The following is a 21,735-nucleotide window of genomic DNA, read 5'->3' on the forward strand; positions in this document are numbered from 1 at the left end:
CCGCGGCCGATGTCGCCTCGGCGGTGGTGTTCCTCGTGGGAGAGGGGGCGTCCTACATCACGGGCGCCACCCTGGACGTCAACGGCGGCATGTACATGTAGCGGTTTCGGAGGAGGTAGTTCCGATGGCTTCCGTCGAAGAAAAGGTCAAGAACATCATCGTGGAGCAGCTCGGCGTCGATGCCGAAGAGGTGAAGCCCGAGGCTCACTTCGTCGACGATCTGGGCGCCGATTCGCTCGACGTCGTCGAGCTCGTCATGGCACTCGAGGAGGAGTTCGGCCTCGAGATCCCCGACGAGGACGCCGAGAAGATCACCACGGTGAAGCAGGCGATCGAATACATCGAAGCCAAGGGCAAGTAGCCCCCCCCGGGCTTCTCGCATGCGACGCCGGGTCGTTCTGACCGGGATCGGGCTCGTCACGCCGCTCGGCCTCGACCGCGCCTCCACGTGGGAGGGGCTCGTGGCCGGGCGCAGCGGCATCGGTCCCCTCACGAGGTTCGACGCCTCCGCCTTCTCCTGCCGTTTCGCGGGGGAGGTTCGGGGCTTCGACGTGGAGAAGTACGTCGAGCGCAAGGAAGCGCGGAAGATGGACGTCTTCATCCACTACGCGATCGCCGCCGCGAAGGAGGCGGTCGACGACGCGCAGCTGCCGATCGAGGGCGCGGGCGCGGAACGCGTCGGCGTGTACATCGGCTCGGGGATCGGCGGCCTGCGCCTGCTCGAGGCGACCCATCAGGAGCTCATCGAGCGCGGCCCGCGCCGCATCTCGCCCTTCTTCATTCCCGGCATGATCCTCAACCTCGCCTCCGGCCAGGTTTCGATCCTGCTCGGGGCGAAGGGGCCCAACCTCGCGATCGCCACCGCGTGCGCGACGGGGACCCATGCGATCGGCGAGTCGTTCCGCCTCATTCGCGAGGGGTACGCCGACGCGATGATCACCGGCGGCACCGAAGACCCCTTGAGTCCGCTGGCGGTCGGAGGGTTCTGCTCCATGCGCGCGCTGTCGACCCGCAACGACGAGCCGCAGCGCGCGAGCCGCCCCTTCGACGCCGAGCGCGACGGCTTCGTGATGGGGGAGGGCGCCGGCGTGGTCGTCCTCGAGGAACGCGAGGCGGCGGTCGCGCGCGGCGCGCGAATCTACGCGGAGATCATCGGCTACGGCCTGACCGGCGACGCCTACCACATCTCCGCGCCGAGCGAGGACGGGGACGGCGCGATCCGCGCGATGCGCATGGCGCTGCAGGACGCCGGAATGCCGCCTTCCGAGGTCGACTACATCAACGCGCACGGCACCTCGACCCCGACGGGGGATCGCATCGAGACGCTCGCGGTGAAGGCCGTGTTCGGCGACCACGCCCGAAAGGTCGCCTTCGGCTCCACGAAGTCGATGACCGGGCACCTGCTCGGCGCCGCCGGGGGCCTCGAGACGGCCGTCGTCGCCCTCGCCATTCACGAGGACGTGATCCCGCCGACGATCAACTACGAGAACCCCGACCCCGAGTGCGATCTCGACTGCGTGCCGAACACGGCGCGTCGCACGACGGTCCGTCTCGCGCTGAACAACAGCTTCGGGTTCGGGGGCACGAACGCGACCCTGCTCCTGCGCAAGCACGAGGCCTGACCCATGAAGATCCTGGTCTGCGTGAAGCACGTCCCCGACACCGAGACGAAGGTGAAGGTCGGGAGCGACGGGAAGTCCGTCGACGAAGCGGGCGTCAAGTTCGTCATCTCCCCCTACGACGAATACGCGCTCGAGGAAGCGCTTCGTCTCAAGGAGGCGGCGGGCGCCGGGGAGGTCGTCGCGGCCTGCTTGGGGAGGGAGGCCGCGCAGAATACCCTCCGCCAGGCCCTCGCGATCGGCGCGGACCGCGCGATCCTCGTCCAGGACGCCGCGCTCGAGAACGCCGACGGCCTGAGCCGCGCCCGCGCCCTCGCCGCGATCGTCGCCGCGGAGAAGCCCGATCTGGTCTTCACGGGGAAAACCGGCGTGGGGGGCGACGAGGGGCTCGTGGGGCCGATGCTCGCGGAGCTCGCCGACCTTCCCCATGCCGCCGCCGTGTTCCGCCTCCGGGCCGGGGACGGGACCTTCACCGCACGCCGCACCGTCGAGGGCGCCGTGGAGGTTCTCGAGGGACCGCTCCCCGCGGTGATCGCGTGGGACAAAGGGGAGCACGAGCCGCGGTACGCCTCGCTCAAGGGGATCATGGCCGCCAAGAAGAAGCCTCTCGAGGTCAAGAGCCCGGGCGATCTCGGCCTGCCGGCGGCCGGCCGCGCGGTCGTCTGGGAGTCCCTCGAGCTGCCACCCCCTCGCCAGGCGGGCCGGATCCTGGGGGGCGACGCTGCGGAGAGCTCGCGCGAGCTCGTCCGCCTGCTGCGCGAAGAAGCGAAGGTGATCTGAGATGGCGACCGTGCTCGTGCTGGCGGAGCGACGGGGCGGCGAGATCAAGCGCCCGACGCTCGAGACCCTCACCCAGGCCCGCCGCCTCGCCGGGAACGGCGGCCAGGTGGCCGTTCTCGCCTTCGGATCCGGCGCCGCGGAGTCCGCGCCGCTCCTGGGCGGGCACGGTGCGGACCGGGTGATCGCCTGCGAGGACCCGCGGGCCGACGTCTATCTTCCCGAGGCGTACGCAGCGACCCTGGCCGCGGCCGCGCGGTCGAGCGGCGCCGACATCGTGCTCGCCCCCGCGACCGCGCTCGGCAAGGACGTCGTCGCCCGGGCCGGCGCGATCCTCGCGACCGGCGTCCTCAGCGACGTCGTCGAGATCGAGTGGACGGGGAACGCCCTTCGCGGCAAGCGCCCGGTCTACTCCGGCAAGGCGTTCGCGTGGGCGTCGATCCCGGAAGCCCGTCCCGCGATGGCGACGCTCCGTCCGAACGTCTTTCCGTCGGCCGCGCAGGCGCGCCCGGCGGAGGTCGAGTCGATCGCGCTGCAAGGCCCGACGCGCGTTCGCGCCGTCGCCCTCGAGAAGCCGGCGGAAGCCGAGCTCGACGTCGCCGAGGCGACGATCGTCGTCTCCGGCGGCCGCGGACTCAAGGCCCCCGAGAACTTCGCCCTCGTGCGCGACCTGGCGAAGGCGCTCGGCGCGGCCGTCGGCGCATCGCGAGCGGTCGTGGATGCCGGCTGGATCGACCACGCGCATCAGGTGGGGCAGACCGGCAAGGTGGTCTCCCCGTCGCTCTACGTCGCCTGCGGCATCTCCGGAGCGATCCAGCACCTCGCGGGCATGTCTTCCGCCAAGGTGATCGTGGCCGTGAACAAGGACGCCGAGGCGCCGATCTTCAAGATTGCGACGTACGGCATCGTGGGCGATCTATTCGAGGTCGTTCCGAAGATCACCGAGGAAGTCCGCAAGCTCAAGCAGCAGTAGCAAAAGGGGTCAGGCCCCTTTTTCTCCCAGAACCGGACATCCCCGATTCTGAAAGAGAAAGGGGCCTGACCCCTTTTCGTGTCTAGACCTCGTCGTGGAAGTAGGGACGCAGGCACTGGATCCGGTCTTCGTAGTTGTCGGGATACAAGAACCACGTCGTCGCGGCCACCGAGGAGAGCAGCGAGTTGCCGTCCTGGGGCGTGAAGCAGTACCCGACGATCTCCGTGTCGTTGCGGACCGCCACCGTCGGCCACGCCACCACGGTGACGTTGAGGATGCGGCCGTAGTGGCCGTGATCGCGACCGAACGAGAAAACGCTGTTCGCCGAATCCTTGTAGGTGATCGCCATCCGGTCGTTGGCGTTGGCGTGCTCGAGGAGCCGTTCCTTCGTCGTCTTGTTCTTCACCCGGACGTCGAAGAAGATCGTGTGCATGTACTGGGTCGGCATCACGCACGCCGACGAGAACAGGTTCAGGTCGTACCCCATCGTGTTGAACAGGTGCCACGCGTCGCGCGCGTGGTGCGTCCCGAAGCGGGCGTCCTTGTGCTTGCCGACCTCCGGAGCGGGGACGAAGCTGTCGTCCTGCGAGATGTCGCTCGCGCGGCGCATGCAGACGAAGCGACCCTCGACGAGGTTGTCGGGCCCGCCGTCCTGCAGGCCGAAGGTGTCGATCAGGATCGAGAGGTTGTGCGTGTTGCACGACACGACCTGGAGGAACTGGTCCTTGCCGCGCACGAGCGCGCGGTCGTTGACGCCGCGGGCGTAGGGCTTGCCGAACCCGAACTCGCTCCCCTGGGCGATGAAGCCGAGGGTGTTGTTGGTGTATTTCTCGTAGAACTCGACCTTGTTCTGCGTCCCGACGCCCGACGGCGTGCAGTCGATGACGACCGCCGCGCGTTCGAACGACTCGAGCGTCTCGTAGGTGGGCTCCATGCCGAGGTCCTGGAACCCCTTGACCGCGGATCGGTCGACACAGAGCTTCGCGCCGCGCCGCATGAGCGAGCGCACCTTCGACCGGTCGGTCAGCAGGGGAGTCCGCTTGTGGAAGGTGACTTCCTCGATCCCGAGCGCCTCGCGATACTGGCAGAGCAGGCCGATCAGAGGCTCTCCGATCGTCCCGGTGCCCACGACGTGAACCACGGCTTTCCCGGCCATCGGTATCTCCTAGGAAATGAAGGTCGAACGACTCCGGAAGCGACCGCGAACTATGCCATCCGCGCCGAGAAGGTGTCAATGGACGAAGGTCGCCGCCTTGACACCCCACGACGCGGTTCCTAGAATCCCGCATCGTTCGACGTTTCAATCACTTGGAGCGATTCGTTTGTCCGAACCCCAGGCCGCGCCGCGCCCCTCGACGACCGTCCGTGAGCTGCTCGCCGACCCCGCGGCGGAGCCGCTCGGGCTCGCGCTGGTCGCCGGCGCGGAGGGGTTGGACAACGTCGTCGACCGACCGCGGATCCAGAAGCCGGGCCTCGCCCTCGCGGGGTTCCTGGAGTACATCCACCCGGGCCGGATCCAGATCCTCGGCCGCTCCGAGATCACCTTCCTGAGCGAGCGCCCGTCGGTGGAGCGCGCGCGCCTCGTTTCGCAGGTCTGCCGCCAGGGGGTCGCCTGCTTCGTCGTCACGACCGGGCTCGAGCCTCCCCCCGAGCTCGTCCTCGAAGCGGAGTCCAACGGGGTCCCGCTCCTGCGGACCGAGCTCGCGTCGTCGGCGACGATCGAGCGGCTTACGCAGTACCTCGGCGAGAAGCTCGCCCCGCGGGTCGTGTTGCACGGCGTCCTCCTCGACGTCTACGGGCTGGGTGTGCTGCTGCTCGGGGACAGCGGGGTCGGCAAGAGCGAATGCGCGCTCGACCTGATCGTGCGAGGCCACCGGCTCGTGTCCGACGACGTCGTCGAAATCCGGCGCAAGGGGGAGCAGCTCGTCGGCACCGGCCCGGAGCTCACCCGATACCACATGGAGCTGCGCGGACTGGGTATCGTCAACGTGAAGGACCTCTTCGGCGTCGCGTCGGTGCGCCTCACGAAGTTCGTCGAATACGCCATCCGTCTCGACCCGTGGAAGCCCGGAAAGCGTTACGACCGTCTCGGCCTCGACGAGCAGGGATACGAGATCCTCGGCCTCACGCTTCCGTACATCGAGATGCCGGTGGGTCCCGGCCGGAACCTCTCCGTGCTGATCGAGGTCGCCGCGCGCAACCACCTGCTCAAGCTCAAGGGGTTCCACCCCGCGCGCGAGCTCGCGCGGCGGCTGGGCGAGCGGATCGCGGCGCCCGACGACGAGGAACCCGCCCGCGAGCCGGGCGGCGACGAGGAGGCCTGAGTTGGAGCGACTGGTCGTCATCTCCGGCCTGTCCGGCTCCGGGAAGTCCCTCGCGGCGAAATGCCTCGAGGACCTCGGCTACTTCTGCGTCGACAACATCCCGGTCGCCCTGATCCCGCCGTTCGTCGAGCTCCTGCAGCGCGGCGGCGGGAGCGTTTCGAGGGCGGCGATGGTCATCGACGTGCGCGAGGGGGAGTTCCTCCAGCCCTTCCCGGGGATCCTCGAGGAGCTTCGCGCCAAGGGCTCGCCGGTCACCGTGCTGTTCTTCGAGGCCGCCGACGAGGCGCTCAAGCGACGCTTCAGCGAGACGCGCCGCCCACACCCGATGCTCGAGGCCGAAGGGACGCTCGAGCAGGCGATCCAGGCGGAGCGCGCCGCTCTGGCGCCGCTGCGCGAACACGCCGACCGCATCCTCGACACGACCCGTTTCAACGCCCACGAGCTGCGCAAGTTCCTCAAGGCGGCCTTCGGCGCTCCCGGGGGATCGGGGCTCAACGTCCACCTCGTGTCGTTCGGGTTCAAATACGGCGTTCCCGCCGAGGCGGACCTCGTCTTCGACGTGCGCTTCCTGCCGAATCCCTACTTCGTCGAGGGACTGCGCCCCCTCGACGGGCGCTCGATGGAGGTGCAGGCGTACCTGCACGGAAAGCAGGAGACCGCGGAGTTCCTCCGACGCCTGCAGGACTTCGTCGACTTCCTGATCCCGAAATACGCCGCCGAGGGGAAGAGCTACGTGACGATCACCCTCGGCTGCACGGGCGGCAAGCACCGGTCGGTGGCGCTCGCGGAGGCGCTCCGCGAGCATCTGGAGGCCGCGGGTCACCCGGTCGCGGTCTCGCACCGGGACCTCGGCAAGGAGTGACCCCATGACCGGCGTGATCGTGTTGTCGCACGGGCGCCTCGCCGAGGAGCTCGTGCTCGCGGCGCAGCGGATCCTCGGGCCGATCGAGCGGCTCGAGGCGGTGTCGATCGACTGGGACCTCGACGTCCAGGACGCCCGCCGGCGGATCGAGGAGGCGATCGCGCGGGTCGGAGGCCCCGGCGGAAGCGTGCTCGTGCTCACCGACATGTTCGGCGGAACGCCCACCAACCTCGCGATGTCGCTTCTGGATCCCGGCCGCATCGAGGTGGTGACCGGCGTCAACCTGCCGATGCTGATCAAGTTCGCGAACCTCCGCGGCGACGGCTCGCTTCACGACGTGGCCAAACGGCTCGCCGCGCAGGGGCGCGACTCGATCCAGTCGGCCTCCGACCTCCTCGAGGGCGACGCGGGGGAGTCGCGTTGATCGAGCGGGAGATCGTGATCGCCAACCGACTGGGCCTCCACGCGCGCGCGGCGGCGAAGTTCGTGCACACCGCGCAGTCGTTCCGGGCGAAGGTGACCGTCTCGAAGGACGCCACGCGAGTCGACGGCAAGTCGATCCTGGGGCTGCTCACCCTCGCCGCCTCCCGGGGCACCCGGCTGCGCCTGGCGGCCGAGGGGGACGACGGCGAGGCGGCCCTCGACGCGCTCGAGGGGCTCGTGCGGGACCGGTTCGGCGAGGACGCGTGAGCGTCCCCTCGATCCTTCGCGGCCTCGGCGTCTCCCCGGGCGTCGCGGTCGGACGGATCCTGCGCGTGGAGCGCAGCGGGCTCCCCGAGACCCCGCAGCCGATCCCGGCGAACGCGGTCGCGCTCGAGATCGAGCGCTTCGACGCCGCGCGTGCCGCGGCGCGCGCCGAGATCGCCCGCCTGCGCGAGCGGGTGGTGCAGACGCTCGGCGAGAGCTGCGCTTCGATGCTCGACGCGCAGCGCCTCATGCTCGACGACCCCGGCCTCGTCCGCACGACCGTCCGGGGGATCGAGCGGGGCCCGTTCACCGCCGCCTGGGCGCTGCGCGAGGCCGTTGCCGGCATCGCGCGGAAGTTCGAAGCGATCGAGGACCTCCATTTCCGCGAGCGCGGCGGCGACCTCGAGGAGGTTCACCGCCGCCTCCAGCGCCTGCTCGCGGACCGGCCGGAGGAGCCCGACGCGGAAGGCGAGGGACCCACGATCGTGGTGGCGCGGGAGCTGGGCCCGTCCGACGCCGCGATGTTGTCGCGAAGCCACGTGACCGGAATCGTCGCCGACCTCGGCGGGGTCACCTCGCACACCGCGATCCTCGCGCGGGCGCTCGGCATCCCCGCCGTCACGGGGGCTTCCGGCGCCTCGGCCCGCGCCCGCTCGGGGTCGCTCGCGGTCGTCGACGGGGACTCCGGCACCGTGACCTTCGACCCCGATCGCGAGGCGCTGCGGCGCGCGGAGCTCGGCCGCGAGGCGTGGATCTCGCGCGAGGCGCGGATCGCGGAAGGGCGCGACCTACCCGCCACGACGAAGGACGGGGTCGAGGTCATCCTGCGCGCGAACATCGAGTTCGCCGAGGAGCTCCCCGCGGTCCTGCGTTTCGGGGCGCGGGGGATCGGGCTCTACCGGTCGGAGTTCCTCTTTCTCGAGCGCGCGCCGGCGCTCCCGAGCGAGGACGAGCACTACCGGACCTATCGCGAGATCTGCGAGAAGGTCGCCCCGCACCCGGCGGTGATCCGGACGCTCGACCTCGGCGGCGAGAAGTACTTCCACGAGGTCCTGCACGGCGTCGAGTCGAACCCCTCGCTGGGGCTCCGGGCCATCCGGCTGTGCCTCCAGCGCCCCGAGATCCTCCGGCCGCAGCTGCGCGGCCTGGCGCGCGCCGCGGCGCACGGCGACGTGCGCCTGCTCATCCCCTTCGTGACGAGCGACGGGGAGGTGCGGGAGCTCCGCCGGATCCTCGCCGAGGAGGCGGCGGGCCTTCGCGGGGAGGGGAAACCGTTCCGTGCCGACCTCCCGGTGGGGGTGATGATCGAAACCCCCGCGGCGGCGCTCACCGCCGACCGCCTCGCCGGCGTCTCGGACTTCCTCAGCCTCGGGACGAACGATCTGATCCAGTACGCCCTGGCGGTGGACCGCGGGAACTCCGCGGTCTCCTACCTGTACGATCCCCTGAACCTCGGGGTGTTGCGTATGATCCGCTCGGTCGTGGAGGCCGCCCGGCGGACGGGGCTGGGCGTCGCCGTCTGCGGCGAGATGGCGGCGGACCCCGCGACGGCGACGCTTCTCCTGGGGATGGGGCTCCGCGAACTGTCGATGCCCCCACGGGCGATCGGCGCCGTTCGCGACGCAATCCGCGCCGTGGACTCCCGGGCGGCCGAGACCATCGCCGCGCAGGCGCTGGGGGAGCAGGGAGGATGAGCGTGCAACGCGTGGACAAGCCTTGGGGTCACGAGATCCGCTTCGTGCGGACCGACCGGTACGCCGGGAAACTCCTGTTCATCAAGGCGGGGAGCCAGTTGAGCCTGCAGTACCACGAGCGGAAGGACGAGGCGTTCTACGTCCAGGAAGGGACCCTCGACCTCGTGCTCGGCAGGGGCGCCGACCAGCGCGTGGAGCGGCTCGGCCCGGGAGGGACCTGGCACATCACCCCGCACACCGTCCACCGCTTCCGGGCGGTGACCGACTGCACCCTGTTCGAGGTCTCGACCCCGGAGCTCGAGGACGTGGTGCGGGTCGAGGACGACTACGGCCGGGAAGGGACGACGGACGGCCCCAATCCTCCTATACTCGGCAGGCCATGAGCGAAGCGATCCCGGACAAGCTCTTCTACAAGCTCAACGAGGTGTGCCAGTACACGGACACCCAGCCGTACGTCCTGCGGTTCTGGGAGAGCGAGTTCCCGCAGCTCGCCCCCGAGAAACACAAGAACGGCCAGCGGGTGTACCGCCGTCAGGACATCGACCTCATCCTCAAGATCAAGAAGCTGCTGTACGAGGACGAATACACGATCGCCGACGTCCGCAAACGCATCGAGGCCGAGCTCGCCGGCCTCCCCGTGCAGCCTCCCGAAAAACACGTCCACGCGCCCGAGCCCCCGCCGCGCCCCGTCACCGCCGGCGATCGGATGCTCCCGCTCGAGTCGCTCCTCCCCGACGACGGGACTCCCGAGCCCGAACCTTCCTGGCCCGTCCCCGAGACACCGGAGCCGGCACGGGAATCTCCCGCGGAGCTGGCGACGCTGAAGGCCGCCCTCGATCGCGAGCACAAGGCCCGCCAGGAGGCGGAGCGCGCCCGCGACGCGGCGCTCGAGCGGGAGCGCGATGCGGTCCGGGAGGCGGGGCGGGAGCGTGAGGGGCGCCTGGCGGTCGAACGCGAGCGCGACCTCGCGATTGCCAACGCGGCGTCCAACGCCCAGGAGGCCGAACGCGAGCGATCGCTCCGGGAAGCCGCCGAGCGCGCGCGCGACGCGGCGCTCTCCCGCATCGACCTCGCGGCCTCCAGGATCCGCGGCGCGATGGAGCGGCTCGACACCCCGTCTTCTTGACGCCCCGCGAGGGGGTCGCCTACCATGCCGCCGCTTCCGACGGCATCTCCCGATGCGACCCTACGTGGGAAGTGCCCGTGCCCTCACGGGCGTCGATCGTCCCGGGGTCGGGGCGTGGCGCAGCCTGGTAGCGCACTTGCTTGGGGTGCAAGTGGTCGCCCGTTCAAATCGGGTCGCCCCGACCAACTAAGCCCCCCAGGAACCCGTACGAGGCGGCGGCGGATCGAAGCACCTCGGCTTCGAATTGTGTCGGGTCCCGGCCGCGGCGCGTCGGTACCTCTCTTATTGACCGGCAAGGTCGACGTTCGACGGGCGGGATGAAAGGGTGTCCGCACCTCGGGACTGCGTACGGCGCCTTGTTCCGCGCCGCGCCCTCCGGTCAGGAGGTTCGAGCCATGAGGGTCGCACGGCTGTTCGGGCCGATCTTCGCCTTGGCCGTGGTCCTGGGCGCACGCGACGCAGCGGCGGAGCCGCCTCTCCAAGAGGCGTACCTGTGGGAAGGGCAGGACGATGTCCTCTGGGATTGTGGCGACTTCGACATCCTCGACACGTGGAGCATGGAAGGAATCACGACGTACTACTGGAACAAGGACGGAACCCTCGATCGCTACCGGTCCCACGGCGACGCGATCGACCTGATGAAGAACTCCGTGACGGGAAAGACGGTGCTCGGCCGAACCGAGGGGTACAACTTCTTCGAAGACGTCGAGGGTGAGCCGGGCGTATGGAAACACGCCGGGCTCATGTATCACGTCGTCGTTCCGGGCGTCGGCACCGTGCTCATCGACACCGGGATCTTCTACATGGTCGATGGAGAGGTCACCTACATCAAGGGCAACCACGAGGGGATCGCGGGCGACTACGACCAACTCTGCGCCGCGCTGCGGTAGCGCCGACGTGCCTTGCGGGCCGGGATGCCCGTGGACTGCCGGTCGCCGCCGCGGAGGAGTCGCTCCGCGCGGGACTCCGGCCCAGCGACCGGAGTCCCGCCGCGACTGCCCCTTGCGTCACTTCATCGATTCAGGATCGTGGAGGCCGGACCGTTGGGCAGGGGGCGGTTGACGACCTTTGCGGTGTCTTCGGCGGCTCCACCGATCTCCCGCGCGGCACGTCGGGCCGCGTCCTTGCCCTGCTCGAGCGTGCTGAGGGTGGTGTCCTTCATCCGCCGGCCCCTCTCCGCCAGCCACTCCCGCGTCTCCTTGCCCGCGCGAGGCGCGTACAGGAGGGCGACCCCCGCACCGACTCCCGCGCCGATGAGTGCGGCCCAGAACATCCCCTTCCCGCTGCCATGCTGGATCTCTCGCATTGCGTCCTCGCCTTCTATGGGTGAATTGAACCGAGGCCATGATCGAGGCCAATGCGCGAGACGACCATCCGGTGTTCGCCCCACGGGAACGCGCCGCCGCGACTACTTCACCTCGACGATCGCGTGCGCGTGCGCTTTCGTTCCGACGCGCACGAGGAAGCCGCCGGAATCGTCGAAGACGAGACTTCCCTTCGGCGCACGGCACCTTGGTGGTGTTCTCGTTCGCGCGGCGGCAGGCGGGCGGAACGGCCACACGGCGTGCGTCGTGCGGTCGAGCGCCCTCTACGGAGCGCTGGGCCGCCGAAACCACGCTTGGGCGTATGGTGTCGCCCGTGAATCCGTCTTCCCGAGCCGGCGCCGTGCCCCTCGCGCTCCCGCGTTCCCGCCCGGCGCTCGCGTCCGGGCTCCTCCTCACCGCCTTGACGCTCGGGGTCTTCCTTCCGTTCCTCGGCAAGGCGGTGCACATCGACGATCCGCTCTTCGTCTGGACCGCCCGGCAGATCCTGTCGGACCCGACCGACTTCTACGGGTTCACCCTCAACTGGCAAGGGGTGGAAGAGCCGATGTCCGAGGTGACCCAGAATCCTCCGCTCGCGGCGTATTACCTCGCCCTCGTCGGGTGGCTTTTCGGATGGAGCGAGCGCGCGATGCACGCGGGGTTCCTGCTCCCGGCGCTGCTCGCGGTGCTCGGCACGTACCGATTGGCGCACGTCCTCGGCACGGACTCGATGCGGTCGGCGATCGCGACGTTGGCGGCACCGGTGTTCGTGGTCTCCGGCACGAGCCTCATGGGCGACATGATGCTGCTCGCCTCGTGGGTGTGGGCGATCGCCCTCTGGATCGAGGGGCTTCGGCTCGGAAACGCGACGCGACTCGGGTTCGCCGCGCTCCTCGTCGCGGCGGCCGCGCTGACCAAGTATTTCGGGATCTCGCTCGTGCCGCTGCTGTTCGTGGTCTCGTGGATGGAAACCGGACGCCTCGGCCGGTGGACGGCGATCCTCCTCCTTCCGGTCGCCGCCCTCGTGGGGTATCAGGCCCTGACCGAATCGCTGTACGGCACCGGACTGCTCGGGAACGCCGCCGCGTATGCGTCCGATTTCCGGGTCGGCGGCGGACTGCTCTCCAAGGCGATCACGGGGCTCGCGTTCAGTGGGGGCTGCATCGTCCTCCTCCTGACCGCGGCGCCGCTGCTCTGGGGAAAACGAGCGCTCCTCTTCGGCATTCCCGCGGCCGGGGTCGTCGGGGCGATCGTCGTGGCGATGCGGCAGGTGGGGGAGTTCCACGTCACCCGACCCCAGGGGATCGCCTGGTCGTTCGTCGCGCAGGTGTCGCTGCTCGTCGTCGCGGGAACGGGGCTGCTCGTCCTGGCGGTCGCGGACTGGAGGCGGCGACGCTCCGCCGACTCGGTGCTGCTCCTCCTCTGGGTCGGCGGGACGCTCGCCTTCACGTGCCTCGTCAACTGGACGGTCAGTGCGCGCAACCTGCTGCCGCTGGTTCCCGCGGCCTCCCTGCTCGTGGTGCGGCGGCTCGAGTCGAGCGGGCACGTTCGCGATCGAGCCGGACGCGCACGCGTGACGCTCGCGGTGGGGGCGTCGCTCGCGGTGGCGCTGCTCGTCGCGTGGGCGGATTACGCCTTGGCGGGTTCCGCGCGGACCGCCGCACGATCGCTGGTCCGGGAGCCGAACGGGACCTCGAACGCCTTTGCATTCCAGGGGCACTGGGGCTTCCAGTACTACATGCAGGAGCTCGGTGCCCGTCCGCTCGACCGGGACGAGCCGCGTTACCACGCGGACGAGGCGGTCGTCGTTCCGGTGGGGAACAGCTACCTCTTCCCCGTTCCGGCGGAGCGTCGCGTCTCGCGGGTCGTGCACGCGTTCCGGACCCTTCCGGGGTTGACCACGATGAGCGCGCGCCTGGGGGCGGGTTTCTATTCGGACGGTTGGGGGCCCCTGCCGTTCGCCTTCGGCCGCATTCCCGCCGAGGAGTACGTGGTCTACCGGATGCGGTGACGGGACCCGGCCCCCGCGGGAACCCTTCCTGCCACGATCGGCACGAACCACACACCGTAACCGTCCGCGTCGCGAATCGTCGCGAGCATGTCCTCGAAGTGCGCGAGGAACTCCTCCCGCGTGACCGTCGTGTGCGTGGAGACCGAGTCGGCATAACCGTCGCGCCACGATTCCCAGATCCTCGCGAAGGTCTCGCGGGGCACGCGCACCGTATCGACGATCGCGTAGTCGACGCGGATCTCCTCGAGTCCCAGCGCGCGCAGCATCCGGTACGCCTTGCGGCCGACGTGCAGGTCGGTGCCGAGCGCGCGGCCGAACTCGACGGGACCCGTTCCCCAGAAGGCGTCGGCGTCCCGGTTCCGCGGCTCGAAGTGGATCATCCCGTAGTCCTCGGCGATCACGTGAAGCCACCCGCCGGAACGGGTGACGCGCTCGAGCTCGGCGAGGACCTCCTCCGGGTGCGGGATCGCCTGGAGAACGTGGCGGCAGACGACGAGGTCGAACGACGCGTCGGGAAGGCCGAGGTCGTAGACGCTGCGGTTCTCGTAGGTCGCGCGCGCGCCGAGAGGCGCACTCTCGCGGCGCGCGAGGTCGAGGTGCTCCTCGATGATGTCGACCCCGAGGACGGTCGCCGCAGGGTACGCCGAGGCCAGGCGCCGCGTGATCTCGCCGGTTCCGCACCCCGCATCGAGAATGCGGGCGTGGTCGGGGAGTCCGTAGCGGCGCAGCAGCACGGACTCCTGCGGCCAGATCGCCTCGGCCTGGGCGGCCAGGGTCCGTACCATCGACTCGTCGGCCATCTCCCGGGCCTGCGGGTTCAGCGGGTCGTCCATCCCCGGATTGTCCCACCGAACTCCCGGGGCGAAGCCGCCCTACCGCACGAGGCTGAACGTCGCGAACATCGCGAGCCAGATCCCCGCGAGGAAGTGCCAATAGAGCGAGACGTTCGCCAAGCGCTCCATTCCCGGCCCGTCTTCGCGCAGGAACGACGCGTGCCTCGCCAGCGAGGTCATGGGGAGAAGTCCGCCGGCCGCGTGCAGCAGGTGGAGTCCGACCAGGAACAGGACGAGGAAGTAGACGACCGACCGCTCGCCGCCCGCGGGGCGATAACGCTCCACGAGCAGGACGAGGCCGGGAACCTGCAGCGCCACGAAGGCCCAGCCGAGGCCGGCTGCGAGGCGGAACGCCCGGCGCGCCTGGAAGGGGAGGAGCATCCGCGCCCACTGCATCGCCTGGAACGCGACGGCGCTGCTGACGAACAGGACGAAGGTGCTGACCCACAACCACGCCGGGAGCGAGGGGAGCGCGCCGTGCATCGCGTCCTTCACCAGGTGGCTTCCCGCCCCCGTGCGCGCGATCACGTAGAGGACCAGACCCGCACCGAACGTGACGGTGAGGGCCCCGAGGAGTACCGCGACGCCCAACCGGGCGACCGATGCGGGGCGGGGGAGGGTCGACGTCGACATGGCCGCCTCCTTTCTCGTCTCCCGCACGTTACGCCTTTCGCGGCGCGGCGAGGCTTGTGGCGGGTCAAGCGGCGGCGGCGCTAGGCTTCGCGCAAGGAGGAAACCATGGTCGCTCCACGCCTGAAGGACTTCCTGGACTCCCACCACGTCAAATACGTGGTGTGCCAACACTCCCCGGCGTTCACCGCGCAGGAGGTCGCCGCCTCCGCGCACGTGAAGGGGAAGGATTTCGCGAAAACGGTCGTTCTCAAGATCGAGGGAAAACTGGCCCTCGCCGTCCTTCCGGCGAGCCAGCGCGTGGCCTTCGATGCGCTTCGGGAAACGGTCGGGACCGACAAGGTCGAGCTCGCGACCGAGGCCGAGTTCAAGGCGGCGTTCCCCGGGTGCGAGCTGGGCGCGATGCCCCCGTTCGGAAACCTCTTCGGGATGGAGACCTACGTGTCCGCGCGCCTGGCCAAGGACGAGGAGATCGCCTTCAACGCCGGCACGCACACCGAGGTGCTCCGGATGAAGTACGCCGACTTCGAGAGGCTCGTGACGCCGAAGGTGACGTCGATCACCTGGCCGCAGTAGGCGGCGACGACGGCGGCCCGAACCCTCGGCCCGGGCCGCCGTGCCTTGCCCCTAGTCGATGACGCGGATGTTCCGCGCCTCGCAGATCTCCTTGAGCCGCTTGGGCCACACCGTCGCGCTCACCTCGCCCAGGTGCGCCTTGCGCAGCAGGAGCATCGCCGTGCGCGACTGGCCGATCCCGCCCCCGATCGACAGCGGGATCTCGTCGTTCAGGATCGCGCGGTGGTAGGGAAGGTCCAGGAAATGCAGCTGCCCCGTGAGCTCGAGCTGCTGGCGGAGCGTCTCCTTGGTGACGCGGATCCCCATCGACGACAGCTCGTGGCGGCGCTTGGTCACGGGATTCCACACGAGGATGTCCCCGTTCAGGCCGTGCATCGGTCGGCCGTCCGCCGCGACGGTGGGCGTGCACCAGTCGTCGTAGTCGGCGGCGCGCATCTCGTGCGGGTAGCCGTCCTCGAGGACCCAGCCGATCCCGATGATGAACAGCGCGGGGTGCTGCTGGAGGATGCGCGTCTCGCGCTGCTTGCGGGGGAGGTCAGGGTACATGTCGAGCAGTTCCTCGGCGTGCAGGAAGGTCAGCTCGTCGGGGAGCTCGGGATAACGCGGGTCGCGCAGCTTGGGGAAGATCTCGAGGACGTACTTCTCGGCGCCGCGGAGGACCTTCCAGATCTTCCGTACCGTGTCCTTGAGGTAGTCGAGATTGCGCTCCCGGGCGGTGATGACCTTCTCCCAGTCCCACTGGTCGACGTAGGCGCTGTGGTCGTGGTCGAGGAAGTAGTCCTTGCGCACCGCCCGCATGTCGGTGTTGATCCCCTCGCCGACCTCGCACCGGAACTGCTTCAGCGCCATCCGCTTCCACTTCGTCGCGGCCTGGACGACCTGGCAGTCGAGCCGCTTGTCGAGCCCCAGGCCGCAGGGGAAGTCGATCGGGGTCCGCGAACCGTCGCGGTCGAGGTAGTCGTTGACGCCGCTCTCCTTCGTCACGATCAGCGGAACCTCGACCTGGAACAGGTTCAGCTCCTGGCAGAGGTGGTCCTCCACGTAGCGCTTCAGGGCGTGGAGGGCGAGCTGGGTCTCTTTCGGGTCGAGGAGCGGACGGTAGTCCGTCGGCAGGATCTTCTCGACTTCGTCGTAGGTGGAGATGCCGGGACCGGCGAGATCGTCGACCTTCGTGCTCATGCGCGCCTTCCCTCCCGAGGGGGAACGGGATTCCCGCCTCGACTGGGGCGTCGGGGGGCCCGGAACGCGCTCGCGGGGCCTCGGGCGCGGCCGATGCGCGGCCGACGCCGTTGGGGTGGAACGCTAGCACCGCCGCGGCCGGCGGGATCTAACAACGGTCACGGCTCCTTGCGGTGCAGCTTCACCGGGGTCCCGCGCCGAAGGCGCAGGTTGAGCATCTCGACGAAGATCGAGAAGCCCATCGCGAAATAGACGTACCCCTTCGGAACGTGGACGTCGAACCCCTCGGCGACGAGGCTCATGCCGATGAGCAGGAGGAAGCTCAGCGCGAGCATCTTCACGGTCGGATGGCGGTCGACGAACCTGCTGATCGCTCCGGCGAAGAGCATCATGATCGCCACGGAGATCATGACCGCCAGGATCATCACGGCGAGCTCGCGCGCCATCCCCACCGCGGTGATCACCGAGTCGAGGGAGAAAACGATGTCGAGGAGCGCGATCTGCACGAGCACCGCCCCGAACGAGGCGGCGGCGCGCCCGGTGCGCTCGTGTTCCTCCCCCTCGAGCTTGTCGTGGATCTCGAAGGTGCTCTTGGCGAGGAGGAACAACCCGCCGAGGACGAGGATCAGGTCCCTCCCCGAGATCGCCTGCCCGAGGACGGTGAAGAGCGGCGCGGTGAGCTTGACGATCCAGGCGAGGGACATCAGCAGCAGGACGCGCGTCCCCATGGCGAGCAGGAGCCCGAGCCTCCGGGCCCGGGGGCGTTGCGCCTCGGGGAGCTTCCCCGCGAGGATCGAGATGAAGATGATGTTGTCGATGCCCAGGACCGTCTCGAGGAGCGTCAGCGTCGCGAGAGCGGCCCAGCTTTCCGGTTGTGCCATCCAGTCGAACACGGGTGCCCCCTGTCGAGGCCACGGATTATAGGGGCGTGGCACAATGCGCCGTCCGTGAACCGCCGCCCCCTCCTCCTCGCGACCAACGACGACGGCGTCGACGCCCCCGGGCTCGCCGCGCTCGCCGCAGCCGTGGCCTCCCTCGGGGAGGTCGTGATCGTCGCCCCGGACCGCGAGCGCAGCGGAGCCTCCCATGCCCTGACCCTGTCCCGGCCGCTTCGGGTCCGCGAGCGTGGCGCGGGGAGGTACGCGGTGGACGGCACGCCCACCGACTGCGTCCACCTGGGGGTCTTCAACCTGACCGGGGGACGGCTTCCCGATCTCGTGATCTCCGGGATCAACCGCGGACTGAACGTGGGCGACGACGTCACGTATTCGGGAACCGTCGCCGGCGCGATGGAGGGAACGCTCCTCCACGTTCCGTCGCTGGCCTTCTCGACGCAGCCCGGCGAGGACGGCGAGGCGGACTATCGCGCCGCGGCGGCCTTCGCCGCCGCGCTCGCCGCCGAGGTCCTCGCGCGCGGGCTCCCCCCCGGGGTCTTTCTGAACGTGAACGTCCCGCGGGCCCCCACGGGGGAGGTCCGCATCACCCGGCAGGGGACGCGGACCTACCGCGCGGCCGCCGTCGAGCGGCTCGATCCGTCGGGACGTCCTTACTTCTGGATCGCCGGGGCCGACTCCACCCCAGCGGGGGAGCCCGACGGCGACCACGTCGCGATCGCCAGCGGCGCGATCTCGGTCAGCCCCCTCCAGGCCGACCTGACGCACGCGCCTTCGCTCGAAGCACTCCTCGGTCGGATGCCTCGCTCGTGGTGAGCGACGCGCGGATCCGCCGCCAACGACTCGTACGCGACCTCGAAGCGCGGGGGATCACCTCGCGCCCCGTGCTCGACGCGATCGGAGAGATCCCGCGGGAGCGGTTCGTGGAGGACGCGCTCGGCGCGAAGGCGTACGGCGATTCGGCGCTCCCGATCGGCGAGCACCAGACGATCTCGCAGCCCTGGATCGTCGCGCGCATGTGCGAGCTGCTCCTTCCCGACGGCCGGGGGAGGGTGCTCGAGATCGGCACCGGCTCCGGCTACCACGCGGCGGTCCTCTCGAAGCTCTTCGAGCAGGTCTACACCGTGGAGCGCCTCCCCTCGTTGTCCCGCCGCGCTCGGGAGACGGTGCGCGCTCTCGCGATCGAGAACGTCCACTTCAAGATCTTCGACGGCACCTACGGGTGGAGCGAGTTCGCCCCCTACCGCGCGATCGTGGTCACCGCGGCGGCTCCCGGCCTGCCGCAGCCGCTGCTCGATCAACTCGACGACGGCGGCCTGCTCGTGCTCCCCGTGGCGGCGCAGCGCCCCCCCGACGGCGGAGAGGGGGACGGGCAGACGCTCGTCCGGGTCGTGCGGCAAGGAGCGCGATTCGAGCGGGAGGATCACGGCCCGTGCCGCTTCGTTCCCCTGCTCGGAAAGTTCGGGTGGTCGGGTTGACGGATTGTTGCTAGTATCCGCCGCGTTTTTCCGGTCGGGGCGTAGCGCAGCCTGGTAGCGCACCTGGTTCGGGACCAGGGGGTCCCGCGTTCAAATCGCGGCGCCCCGACCAACTTTTTTCCCCTCGAGGGGAGCGGAAAAACGGAAGACGGGGTTCGACGGATGCTGGTCGCCGATCTCAAGCGCATCATCCGCGAGATCCCGGATCACCCCAAGCCGGGGATCCTTTTCTACGACCTCACCCCGGTTTTCCGGCATCCCGACGCCCTGCGCTCCGTGGTTTCGCGCATGGTGGAGCGGTACAAGGGGGAGCCGATCGACGTCGTCTGCGGGATCGAGGCGCGAGGATTCGTCCTCGCGGCGCCGATCGCCCTCGAGCTCGGGGTCGGACTCGCGCTCGTGCGGAAGGTCGGCAAGCTCCCGTGGGAGAAAGAGGCCGAGCACTACGCGCTCGAGTACGGGACGGGAACCCTCGAGATGCACCGGGACGCCGTCGCCGCGGGGCAGCGCGTGCTGGTGGTCGACGACCTGCTGGCGACGGGGGGAACCGCGCAGGCCACCGGCCGGCTCGTGCGACGCCTCGGCGGGGTGGTGCAGGGATACGCATTTCTCGTGGAGCTGGGCTTCCTCGACGGACGGGCACCGCTGGGCGAGGACGCCAGCGTGTTCAGCCTCATCCACTATGATTGACCCGTTTCGGGGGCCTGTAGCTCAGTACGGATAGAGCAGGAGTTTCCTAAACTCAAGGTCGCAGGTTCAAGTCCTGCCAGGCCCACCACGATCCGGGTGCGGAGCGCGACGATGACGCAGAAGACGTCCCGTAAGGAGTTGCTCAAGGACGACATGGTCGTCGAGTCCTCCGTCGAAATCGTGGACTGGCTCGAGAAACACAAGCCCCAGATCGTCCGCGGCGCGGCCGCGTTCGCCGCGCTCGTCGTGATCGTGGCGGCGTGGACGTGGTGGTCGGGGAGCCAGCGCCGGGAAGCCCAGCGCCGGTTCGACGAGGGGATGCGCCTGCTCCGCCCGCAGGCCGCCCAGGGTGCCCCCGTCGAGCCCAAGCCCGCCGAGGCGCTCGCCGCGTTCGAGACCGCCGCGTCGAAGGGCGGGGACTCCGCCATCGGCCGCGCGGCCCGGTACTACCACGCGGTTTGCCTGCTGGAGCTCGGCCGTGGAGCCGATGCGGTGCCGCTTTTGGAATCGGTCGTCGGGGCGGCGCGCACCGGAGCGCTGGCCGACAGCGCGCGCGCGATGCTCGCGAAGGCCTACGAGGCCTCGGGAGCCGTCGACAAGGCCGAGTCGCTGCTGCGCGAGATCGCCGCCTCCACGGACGGAACGTTCCCGCCGGACGTCGCATTGCTGCGCGTGGGCCAGCTGCTCCAGCGCCAGGGGAAGACCGACGAGGCACGCCGGACGTTCCAGGAGGTCGTGACGCGGTTCCCGCAGGGTTCGGGTGCGGCCGAGGCGAGGGCCTCGCTGACGGCGCTTTCTCAGTAGCGCCGCCCCTCCTCGTTCCCTGCCTCGTCCTCGGCGACGATCTTGTAGAAAACGAGCGGGGTGACGAGCGCCTGGGGATCCCGGTCCTCGAACCACGTCCGGTCGGTCTCTCCCAGCTCGAAGGCGCGGATCGAGAAGAAGAACGATTTCTTCTGGTAGCGGTACACCTTGTACTTGGCCACGCGCTCGGGCCGGCCTTCCCGGTCCGTGTTCACCGGCGTCCAGCGCAGGTGCACCACCTGCTCGCGACGGTCGATCCGCATGTCGACCCCCTCCACGTCGGCGGGGGGGACGGCGTCGACCACGAAGGTCCCCTCGTCCTCGGCCTTGACCCAGTCCACGCCGTTCCAGGCGTAGGCGCGCCACGACCACGCGCCGTGGCCGAGGGGCTCGCGCGTGCGGAAGGCCCCGCCCCACTCGTCGCCGGCGAGGAGAAACGCCCAGCCGTTCTCGTCTTTGGTCTGATCGATCGTCCGATCGATCGTGTCGAAGTCGTCCCGGCTCAGCTCGATCTTGAAGCGCATCTTGTGGACGTCGGTGCCGTCCACGAGGACCTTGAAGACCGGCTTGGGCCCGACCGTCTCTCCGGACGCCGGGAATCCGGCTCGGACCGACTCGAGCACCTGGGCGCTCGCCGCGGAGCCGAGGAGGAAGGCGGCCAGACACACGACTCGACGCACGCGAACCTCCGACCGCAATTTATACGCTCAAGGCCGGGGCGGGGCCACGCGACTCAGAACGGGATATCGTCCTCGCCGTACGCGGCACCCGGCTCCGCGACCTCGTCGGCCGCCGCGGGCGCGCCTGCGGAGGCTCCGACGGGGGCGCGGTCCTCGGCGCGGCCGAGCAGCTGCAGCCGCTGCGCCTTCACTTCCGTGGTGTAGCGCTTGTTCCCGTCCCGATCGGTCCACTCGCGCGTCTGCAGCGAGCCCTCGATGTAGACCTGGCGTCCCTTTCGGAGGTACTCGGCGGCGATCTCGGCCTGTTTGCCCCAGACCACGATCCGGTGCCACTCGGTCTTTTCCTTCTTCTCGCCGTTCGGATCGGTCCAGCGCTCGGTCGTCGCCATCGTGAAGTTGGCGACGGGAGAGCCGCCCGGCGTGTACCGGATCTCGGGATCGCGGCCGAGGTTGCCGATGAGGATGACCTTGTTCACGCTTGCCATGGGAACTCCGGTGGGAGGCGGACGAACGGGACCCGGCGACTCTAACGGCCGCGCCGACGCCGTGTCAAGGCGGCCACGCGGCGCTTGTGGCGGGGCCGGGGAATCCCGAT

The 21,735-nt window shown here is 69.7% G+C and carries 27 protein-coding genes and 3 tRNA genes; 22 read left to right on the plus strand and 8 right to left on the minus strand.

The annotated features are described in order from the left end of the window. The 5 genes from VF139_12905 to VF139_12925 form a co-directional block, all read left to right on the plus strand. Nucleotides 1–101, plus strand: a 101-nt coding sequence (locus tag VF139_12905) for an SDR family oxidoreductase (GenBank protein ID HEX6852294.1), incomplete at its 5' end; no start/stop codon positions are given. Between the two features lie 23 nt (nt 102–124). After that, complete coding sequence (gene acpP / locus VF139_12910; GenBank protein ID HEX6852295.1) at nt 125–361, plus strand: acyl carrier protein; 237 nt, start codon at nt 125–127, stop codon at nt 359–361. A 19-nt stretch (nt 362–380) separates the two neighbouring features. Next, nucleotides 381–1,622 (plus strand): beta-ketoacyl-ACP synthase II, encoded by a 1,242-nt coding sequence (gene fabF, locus VF139_12915; GenBank protein HEX6852296.1) that lies wholly within the window; start codon nt 381–383, stop codon nt 1,620–1,622. 3 nt (nt 1,623–1,625) lie between these two features. Next, the gene (locus VF139_12920; protein ID HEX6852297.1) at nt 1,626–2,399 is read left to right on the plus strand and encodes an electron transfer flavoprotein subunit beta/FixA family protein; all 774 of its coding nucleotides are present in this window, start codon (nt 1,626–1,628) and stop codon (nt 2,397–2,399) included. 1 nt (nt 2,400) lies between these two features. Then, nucleotides 2,401–3,369 carry an electron transfer flavoprotein subunit alpha/FixB family protein gene (locus VF139_12925; protein HEX6852298.1) on the plus strand — a complete coding sequence of 323 codons (969 nt, stop codon included), beginning with the start codon at nt 2,401–2,403 and terminating at the stop codon, nt 3,367–3,369. An 82-nt stretch (nt 3,370–3,451) separates the two neighbouring features. Here VF139_12925 and VF139_12930 read toward each other — a convergent pair whose 3' ends face one another. Beyond that, nucleotides 3,452–4,525 carry a hypothetical protein gene (locus tag VF139_12930; protein ID HEX6852299.1) on the minus strand — a complete coding sequence of 358 codons (1,074 nt, stop codon included), beginning with the start codon at nt 4,523–4,525 and terminating at the stop codon, nt 3,452–3,454. Nucleotides 4,526–4,691: 166 nt separating this feature from the next. Here VF139_12930 and hprK point away from each other — a divergent pair, with 166 nt between their 5' ends. From hprK to VF139_12975, 9 genes are all read left to right on the plus strand, one after another. Beyond that, nucleotides 4,692–5,693 carry an HPr(Ser) kinase/phosphatase gene (hprK, locus tag VF139_12935; protein HEX6852300.1) on the plus strand — a complete coding sequence of 334 codons (1,002 nt, stop codon included), beginning with the start codon at nt 4,692–4,694 and terminating at the stop codon, nt 5,691–5,693. Between the two features lies 1 nt (nt 5,694). After that, a complete protein-coding gene (gene rapZ, locus VF139_12940; protein HEX6852301.1) occupies nt 5,695–6,555 on the plus strand; it encodes an RNase adapter RapZ in 861 nt (286 codons plus the stop codon). Nucleotides 6,556–6,559: 4 nt separating this feature from the next. Then, nucleotides 6,560–6,979, plus strand: a complete 420-nt coding sequence (locus VF139_12945; GenBank protein ID HEX6852302.1) for a PTS sugar transporter subunit IIA — start codon at nt 6,560–6,562, stop codon at nt 6,977–6,979. Continuing rightward, nucleotides 6,976–7,245, plus strand: a complete 270-nt coding sequence (locus tag VF139_12950; GenBank protein HEX6852303.1) for an HPr family phosphocarrier protein — start codon at nt 6,976–6,978, stop codon at nt 7,243–7,245. Before VF139_12945 ends, VF139_12950 begins: the two co-directional genes overlap by 4 nt. Further along, nucleotides 7,242–8,936, plus strand: a complete 1,695-nt coding sequence (gene ptsP, locus VF139_12955; protein ID HEX6852304.1) for a phosphoenolpyruvate--protein phosphotransferase — start codon at nt 7,242–7,244, stop codon at nt 8,934–8,936. Before VF139_12950 ends, ptsP begins: the two co-directional genes overlap by 4 nt. Beyond that, the gene (locus tag VF139_12960) at nt 8,933–9,319 is read left to right on the plus strand and encodes a cupin domain-containing protein (GenBank protein HEX6852305.1); all 387 of its coding nucleotides are present in this window, start codon (nt 8,933–8,935) and stop codon (nt 9,317–9,319) included. Before ptsP ends, VF139_12960 begins: the two co-directional genes overlap by 4 nt. Beyond that, a complete protein-coding gene (locus VF139_12965) occupies nt 9,316–10,062 on the plus strand; it encodes a MerR family transcriptional regulator (GenBank protein ID HEX6852306.1) in 747 nt (248 codons plus the stop codon). The genes VF139_12960 and VF139_12965 overlap by 4 nt, the downstream gene beginning before the upstream one ends. Nucleotides 10,063–10,170: 108 nt before the next feature. Then, nucleotides 10,171–10,247 (plus strand) — tRNA-Pro (locus tag VF139_12970). Nucleotides 10,248–10,457: 210 nt separating this feature from the next. Next, nucleotides 10,458–10,952, plus strand: a complete 495-nt coding sequence (locus VF139_12975) for a hypothetical protein (protein HEX6852307.1) — start codon at nt 10,458–10,460, stop codon at nt 10,950–10,952. A gap of 122 nt (nt 10,953–11,074) precedes the next feature. On the opposite strand, the gene VF139_12980 is transcribed toward VF139_12975, so the two are convergent. Continuing rightward, entirely contained in the window at nt 11,075–11,368 is a 294-nt protein-coding gene (locus tag VF139_12980) for a YtxH domain-containing protein (protein HEX6852308.1), read from the minus strand. 332 nt (nt 11,369–11,700) lie between these two features. On the opposite strand from VF139_12980, the gene VF139_12985 reads away from it, so the two are divergent. After that, a complete protein-coding gene (locus tag VF139_12985; protein ID HEX6852309.1) occupies nt 11,701–13,377 on the plus strand; it encodes a glycosyltransferase family 39 protein in 1,677 nt (558 codons plus the stop codon). On the opposite strand, the gene VF139_12990 is transcribed toward VF139_12985, so the two are convergent. Both VF139_12990 and VF139_12995 read right to left on the minus strand, forming a co-directional pair. Continuing rightward, nucleotides 13,362–14,210, minus strand: a complete 849-nt coding sequence (locus VF139_12990) for a methyltransferase domain-containing protein (protein HEX6852310.1) — start codon at nt 14,208–14,210, stop codon at nt 13,362–13,364. The genes VF139_12985 and VF139_12990 overlap by 16 nt on opposite strands. A gap of 39 nt (nt 14,211–14,249) precedes the next feature. Beyond that, the gene (locus tag VF139_12995) at nt 14,250–14,843 is read right to left on the minus strand and encodes a hypothetical protein (GenBank protein HEX6852311.1); all 594 of its coding nucleotides are present in this window, start codon (nt 14,841–14,843) and stop codon (nt 14,250–14,252) included. 105 nt (nt 14,844–14,948) lie between these two features. Here VF139_12995 and VF139_13000 point away from each other — a divergent pair, with 105 nt between their 5' ends. Beyond that, nucleotides 14,949–15,416 carry a YbaK/EbsC family protein gene (locus tag VF139_13000; GenBank protein HEX6852312.1) on the plus strand — a complete coding sequence of 156 codons (468 nt, stop codon included), beginning with the start codon at nt 14,949–14,951 and terminating at the stop codon, nt 15,414–15,416. A 51-nt stretch (nt 15,417–15,467) separates the two neighbouring features. Here VF139_13000 and asnA read toward each other — a convergent pair whose 3' ends face one another. Both asnA and VF139_13010 read right to left on the minus strand, forming a co-directional pair. Further along, entirely contained in the window at nt 15,468–16,595 is a 1,128-nt protein-coding gene (gene asnA, locus VF139_13005; protein HEX6852313.1) for an aspartate--ammonia ligase, read from the minus strand. Nucleotides 16,596–16,753: 158 nt separating this feature from the next. Further along, complete coding sequence (locus VF139_13010) at nt 16,754–17,488, minus strand: TerC family protein (GenBank protein HEX6852314.1); 735 nt, start codon at nt 17,486–17,488, stop codon at nt 16,754–16,756. 54 nt (nt 17,489–17,542) lie between these two features. On the opposite strand from VF139_13010, the gene surE reads away from it, so the two are divergent. The 6 genes from surE to VF139_13040 all read left to right on the plus strand — a co-directional run bounded on the left by surE (nt 17,543) and on the right by VF139_13040 (nt 20,460). Continuing rightward, nucleotides 17,543–18,304: a 5'/3'-nucleotidase SurE gene (gene surE / locus VF139_13015; protein ID HEX6852315.1), complete on the plus strand. Its 762-nt coding sequence runs from the start codon at nt 17,543–17,545 to the stop codon at nt 18,302–18,304. Beyond that, on the plus strand, nt 18,301–18,966 hold the full coding sequence (locus tag VF139_13020; protein ID HEX6852316.1) for a protein-L-isoaspartate(D-aspartate) O-methyltransferase: 666 nt from the start codon (nt 18,301–18,303) through the stop codon (nt 18,964–18,966). Before surE ends, VF139_13020 begins: the two co-directional genes overlap by 4 nt. A gap of 35 nt (nt 18,967–19,001) precedes the next feature. Beyond that, a tRNA-Pro gene (locus tag VF139_13025) sits at nt 19,002–19,078 on the plus strand. Between the two features lie 50 nt (nt 19,079–19,128). Next, on the plus strand, nt 19,129–19,656 hold the full coding sequence (locus tag VF139_13030) for an adenine phosphoribosyltransferase (GenBank protein ID HEX6852317.1): 528 nt from the start codon (nt 19,129–19,131) through the stop codon (nt 19,654–19,656). Nucleotides 19,657–19,666: 10 nt separating this feature from the next. Continuing rightward, a tRNA-Arg gene (locus VF139_13035) sits at nt 19,667–19,744 on the plus strand. 23 nt (nt 19,745–19,767) lie between these two features. Then, nucleotides 19,768–20,460 carry a tetratricopeptide repeat protein gene (locus VF139_13040; protein HEX6852318.1) on the plus strand — a complete coding sequence of 231 codons (693 nt, stop codon included), beginning with the start codon at nt 19,768–19,770 and terminating at the stop codon, nt 20,458–20,460. Here the strand turns inward: VF139_13040 and VF139_13045 are convergent. Both VF139_13045 and VF139_13050 read right to left on the minus strand, forming a co-directional pair. Then, nucleotides 20,454–21,140 (minus strand): hypothetical protein, encoded by a 687-nt coding sequence (locus tag VF139_13045; GenBank protein HEX6852319.1) that lies wholly within the window; start codon nt 21,138–21,140, stop codon nt 20,454–20,456. The genes VF139_13040 and VF139_13045 overlap by 7 nt on opposite strands. A gap of 53 nt (nt 21,141–21,193) precedes the next feature. Further along, nucleotides 21,194–21,616: a single-stranded DNA-binding protein gene (locus VF139_13050; GenBank protein ID HEX6852320.1), complete on the minus strand. Its 423-nt coding sequence runs from the start codon at nt 21,614–21,616 to the stop codon at nt 21,194–21,196. Nucleotides 21,617–21,735 lie beyond the last annotated feature (119 nt).

The organism is Candidatus Polarisedimenticolaceae bacterium, assembly GCA_036376135.1.
In the GTDB taxonomy this organism is placed as follows: Bacteria; Acidobacteriota; Polarisedimenticolia; order Polarisedimenticolales; family DASRJG01; genus DASVAW01.

Bases quoted from the DNA above. Each gene is read 5' to 3' on its own strand.
- VF139_12990 (HEX6852310.1), bottom strand. From the start codon at position 14,210: ATGGACGACCCGCTGAACCCGCAGGCCCGGGAGATGGCCGACGAGTCG.
- VF139_12945 (HEX6852302.1), top strand. From the start codon at position 6,560: ATGACCGGCGTGATCGTGTTGTCGCACGGGCGCCTCGCCGAGGAGCTC.
- fabF (HEX6852296.1), top strand. From the start codon at position 381: ATGCGACGCCGGGTCGTTCTGACCGGGATCGGGCTCGTCACGCCGCTC.
- VF139_12980 (HEX6852308.1), bottom strand. From the start codon at position 11,368: ATGCGAGAGATCCAGCATGGCAGCGGGAAGGGGATGTTCTGGGCCGCA.
- VF139_12995 (HEX6852311.1), bottom strand. From the start codon at position 14,843: ATGTCGACGTCGACCCTCCCCCGCCCCGCATCGGTCGCCCGGTTGGGC.
- VF139_12925 (HEX6852298.1), top strand. From the start codon at position 2,401: ATGGCGACCGTGCTCGTGCTGGCGGAGCGACGGGGCGGCGAGATCAAG.
- asnA (HEX6852313.1), bottom strand. From the start codon at position 16,595: ATGAGCACGAAGGTCGACGATCTCGCCGGTCCCGGCATCTCCACCTAC.
- VF139_12975 (HEX6852307.1), top strand. From the start codon at position 10,458: ATGAGGGTCGCACGGCTGTTCGGGCCGATCTTCGCCTTGGCCGTGGTC.
- VF139_12930 (HEX6852299.1), bottom strand. From the start codon at position 4,525: ATGGCCGGGAAAGCCGTGGTTCACGTCGTGGGCACCGGGACGATCGGA.
- acpP (HEX6852295.1), top strand. From the start codon at position 125: ATGGCTTCCGTCGAAGAAAAGGTCAAGAACATCATCGTGGAGCAGCTC.
- VF139_13040 (HEX6852318.1), top strand. From the start codon at position 19,768: ATGACGCAGAAGACGTCCCGTAAGGAGTTGCTCAAGGACGACATGGTC.
- VF139_13000 (HEX6852312.1), top strand. From the start codon at position 14,949: ATGGTCGCTCCACGCCTGAAGGACTTCCTGGACTCCCACCACGTCAAA.
- VF139_12960 (HEX6852305.1), top strand. From the start codon at position 8,933: ATGAGCGTGCAACGCGTGGACAAGCCTTGGGGTCACGAGATCCGCTTC.
- VF139_12920 (HEX6852297.1), top strand. From the start codon at position 1,626: ATGAAGATCCTGGTCTGCGTGAAGCACGTCCCCGACACCGAGACGAAG.
- VF139_13030 (HEX6852317.1), top strand. From the start codon at position 19,129: ATGCTGGTCGCCGATCTCAAGCGCATCATCCGCGAGATCCCGGATCAC.
- VF139_12965 (HEX6852306.1), top strand. From the start codon at position 9,316: ATGAGCGAAGCGATCCCGGACAAGCTCTTCTACAAGCTCAACGAGGTG.